This window comes from Nocardioides sp. NPDC057772 (genome assembly GCF_042798075.1).
Classification (GTDB): domain Bacteria; phylum Actinomycetota; class Actinomycetes; order Propionibacteriales; family Nocardioidaceae; genus Nocardioides.
Window position 1 is genome coordinate 1 of sequence record NZ_JBHVKN010000313.1, and the last position, 3795, is coordinate 3795.

Annotated in this window: 2 protein-coding genes and 1 pseudogene; 2 read left to right on the forward strand and 1 reads right to left on the reverse strand. The window is 68.5% G+C overall.

What is annotated here, in order from left to right; translation table 11 throughout:
- Positions 1–313: pseudogene (locus ACFVJS_RS26885) on the forward strand (hypothetical protein); the annotation flags it as partial.
- Between the two features lie 21 nt (positions 314–334).
- On the opposite strand, the gene ACFVJS_RS26890 reads toward ACFVJS_RS26885, so the two are convergent.
- Positions 335–2920 (reverse strand): alpha-glucuronidase family glycosyl hydrolase, encoded by a 2586-nt coding sequence (locus ACFVJS_RS26890; RefSeq protein WP_378886618.1) that lies wholly within the window; start codon positions 2918–2920, stop codon positions 335–337.
- A gap of 163 nt (positions 2921–3083) precedes the next feature.
- On the opposite strand from ACFVJS_RS26890, the gene ACFVJS_RS26895 reads away from it, so the two are divergent.
- Positions 3084–3719, forward strand: a complete 636-nt coding sequence (locus ACFVJS_RS26895) for a SatD family protein (RefSeq protein WP_378886619.1) — start codon at positions 3084–3086, stop codon at positions 3717–3719.
- Positions 3720–3795: the final 76 nt, after the last annotated feature.

The following is a 3795-nucleotide window of genomic DNA, read 5'->3' on the forward strand; positions in this document are numbered from 1 at the left end:
GCATGCGCCCGCCCCGCTCGTCACCCGTCTGGTCGAGGAGTTCGCCCACGGCGAGGACATCCGACGGCCGCTGGGGATCACGCGCGACTACCCGGTCGAGCACGTCGTGACCGCGCTGCGCTACCTGGCCGACACCTCGCAGAAGTGGGGTGGTGGCAAGGAGCGAGCCCAGCGCGTACGTCTCGTGGCCACCGACGCCGACGCGGTGATCGGGACCGGACCCGAGGTCAGGGGCACCGCGATCGCGCTCGTGCTCGCGCTCTCCGGCCGCCCGGTGGCACCAGGCGAGCTGACGGGCCCTGGGTCCTTGTAGCGAGCTCCTGCCGCCACCGCCTCACTCCAGGTTGAGGACGTACCTCTTCAGCAGCGGGCCGAAGAAGCTCTCCGTCTCGACCTCGACGACCGCGCGCCCCGGGACCGACCCGGCCTGCTCGACGATGTCGTACGTCGCCCGGCGGTCGGCCGGGACGACCGCGGTGATCCTCGGCGAGGTCCCGTCGGGCACGTCGAGCGTGTACTCGTCGAGCGACAGGTCGAAGCCGTCGTACCTCTGCCCGCCGATCTGCACCGCGATGGAGGTCGGTCCGTCGTCGGTGGGCATCTCGCGGCCGGAGAAGGTCTGCCAGTAGGAGACGCACTCGTCGCGCCACATCTCGGCGTCGGCCTCGTGCTGGGCGAGCTTGGCCTTCACCTCACCGAACCGTCGCGCATCGAGAGAGGGCTCGAGGGAGTCCCAGGTGCGGCGCATCCACGTGACGTACTGGACGCCCATCTGGTAGCGGTAGACCAGCTCGTCCCAGAACGGCCGGCCGCTGTTCATCTCGTGGCCCCAGGGGACGTGGTGGAACCACATGAGCAGGTTCTCCGGGGTCGTCTCGATGTCGTCGAACCGCTCGGTCAGCGTCGGGAAATACTGTGCCGAGTAGCCGCTGCCGCTGGCCGACCGGTCGTAGCCGAGGCCGACGGAGTCCGCCTTGTTGTAGTAGGTCGGGCTCCAGTCCGGGCGGGCGAGAGTCTCCTCAGGTCCAGGCTCGTAGTGGATGTCGGCGCCGAACTGGTGGCCGATGCCGAGCGGGGTCTGGTAGCTGACCACCGACTCCCACGAACCCATCATCATCGCGACGATCTTGTTGACGGTCCGGCCGTCGCCGCTCCAGGTCATCCGCGTCCAGTCCTCCGCGATCCCGCGCGAGTCCAGGGTCCAGTCCCACGCCATCCGCCCGAACGCGAACAGGTTGGACTGCGAGAAGTGGTGACCGGTGAGGTTGTCGGCGTTGCCGAGGTTGCCGACGCCGACGATCGCGGTCCGCTCCTGGCCCTGGGCGGTGCCGTCGACGATGTGGCCGACCTTCCGCTTCGGCAGCAGCCTGCCCGACTCATCCGTCGCGCCGGTGTCGGCGTTGAACACCTCCTGCCACATCGGGCCGAGGTAGGCGAGCATCGTCGACTGCCCGGTGTACTCCTGCGTGATCTGCAGCTCGATGGCCTGGTTGGTGTTCTCCATCCGCCCGAACATCGGGTTGACCGGCTCGCGCGCCTGGAAGTCCAACGGCCCGTTCTTCGTCTGCAGGAAGACGTTGTCGGCGATCCGTCCGCGCGATCCGTCCGGCTGCACCTCGTCGTCGATCGGCCCGAACTCGAGATAGGCGCGCTTCAGCCGGTCCTCGTCGACGTCGGCGTTGTAGACGAACGTACGCCACTTGATCTGCATCCCCAGCGGCTCGACGGCCGCGGCCATGCCGTTGGCGCCGTCGCCGTGGTCGAAGCCGAAGTCCTGCGGGCCGGGTTGCCCCTCGGAGTTGGCCTTCACGGTGAATCCGGCGAAGTCCGGGATCGCCTTCTGGATCATGGTGGCCCTGCGGGTCCACCAGTCCCGGAACGGCGCCTTGGTCGGGTCGAGCTGATCACGGGTGAGCGTGTCCGGGGCGAAGCGCTGGTCGGTCGGTGCGTCGTAACGGATCGAGAGGGCGAGCTTGATCCCGTAGGGCCGCAGCGCGTCGGCCAGCGCCGCCTCCTGCTCGATGTACTCCGGGGTGATGTAGGCGTTCCTGGCGTTGACGTTGTTGATGTTGAAGCCGTTGATCCCGACCGAGGCCAGCGCTCGGGCCACGGTCACGTAGCGGTCCAGGATCACCGGCAGGTTCTTGTCGGCGCTCGCGCCGGTCGCCGCGAAGTTGAAGATCGAGCCGTCCTCGCCGGCCAGCCCGCCGGTGTTCGGGCCCTTCGCGGTGTCCGCGTTCCCGGCATAGAGCCGCTCGACATCCCAGTTGTTGATCCAGCGGTCCTGCACCTTGGGCACCTCGACGTCGTTCAGCCGACTGATCGGTCTGCCGGTCTGCATCAGCCGGAGGAAGCCGTACGTCCCGTACAGCGCGGCCACCTCGGTGTTGCCTGCGATGACGGTGTGACCGCCGACCGAACGGATCAGATAGCCCTCGGACCCCAGACGGTCGAGGTCGCGGGACGGGATCTCGCTGCGTACGACCTGCGACGAGGTCGGAGTGCCGACCACGACCGCGCCGGGGGAGACCTCCTCGGAGACCGGGATGTCGGTGCCGAGCATGCGACCGAGCCCACGGGTCAGCTCGTCGCGAGCCGCCTCCAGGCTGGACGTCACCAGCTTCTCGCTCCCGCCCGGCTCGATCGCCAGATCGTCGGTGTGTCGGTGGACCGGGTTGGCGGTGGCGTTCTCGACGACGATCGAGCTCGCCAGCGGTCGGTACGCGGCGAGCAGCCGCTGGTCATCGATGGGCCGGTAGCCCAGCCACATCTGTGAGCCGTCGTAGTCGTCGGGATAAGGGCTCGGGCCGCTGGCAGCCTTCGCAGGGGACGCCGAGGCGACGGCGAGCATGGTGAGGGCCAGGGCGAGGGCGGTGAGAAGTGCCAGCAGACGTGCCGGCCGGACAGGGAGTACGTGCATCGTCGCTCCGTAGGGGTTGGGGGACCTGTCGGACGAGTGTGGCGAAGATCATACGAGTCAGGCGCCCGCTGGGAACCGGCGATCGGTTAAGTTCTCACCTTTCGAAACCGATATCTAAAGCAAATACCTTAATTATGCTCCGGTGAAGATATACACTTCATTCATGACGGTTGTAGCGACGGTGATCGGCGATCTGGTCGGCTCGCGCCACAAGCCCGACCGCGCCCGCGTCCACGAGGCGTTCTCGGATGCCATCGAGAGGATCAACAGGGAGTGGCAGCCGGTCACGCCGCTGCGGATCACGGTCGGCGACGAGTTCCAGGGCGCGTTCGAGACGGTGGGCGCCGCCGTCCGCGCCGCGTTCCGGGTGCGGATCGCGCTGGCCCCCGTCGTCGACGTACGCCACGGCATCAGCTGGGGGGAGACGAGGGTGCTCCGCGACAACCCTCGCGTGGAGGACGGGCCGGGGTGGTGGTCGGCGCGGGCGGCGATCGAGGCGGCGGAGGCGGCTGAGAACAAGGCGGCCACGCGCAGCGTACGGACCTGGTATCAGCCCGCGGAGGAGGCGGGCGGGCCCGATCCGGCCGCTGTCAACGCCGCCCTGATCGCGCGCGACGAGCTCTTCGCCCGGCTGGATCGCTCCTCGGTGTCGGTGCTTTCTGGCATGCTCTCCGCCATGTCCCAGAAGGCCATGGCCGACGAGCTCGACATCACCCCCTCCGCGGTCTCCCAGCGGGTGCGCCGCGACGGCATCGCCGTGATCGTGCGCGCCGACGAGCTGTTGGGAGAGGTCCGGTGAGCGAGCGCAAGCGAGCGAGCGATCAGGTCATCATGCCGCCGCGTTCGTATCCTGGCGCTTGCCCTACGGAGGTGGC

What these genes read in the sequence shown, in the direction of transcription:
- ACFVJS_RS26890 (WP_378886618.1), bottom strand. Translation starts at nt 2,920, where the DNA reads ATGCACGTACTCCCTGTCCGGCCGGCACGTCTGCTGGCACTTCTCACC.
- ACFVJS_RS26895 (WP_378886619.1), top strand. Translation starts at nt 3,084, where the DNA reads ATGACGGTTGTAGCGACGGTGATCGGCGATCTGGTCGGCTCGCGCCAC.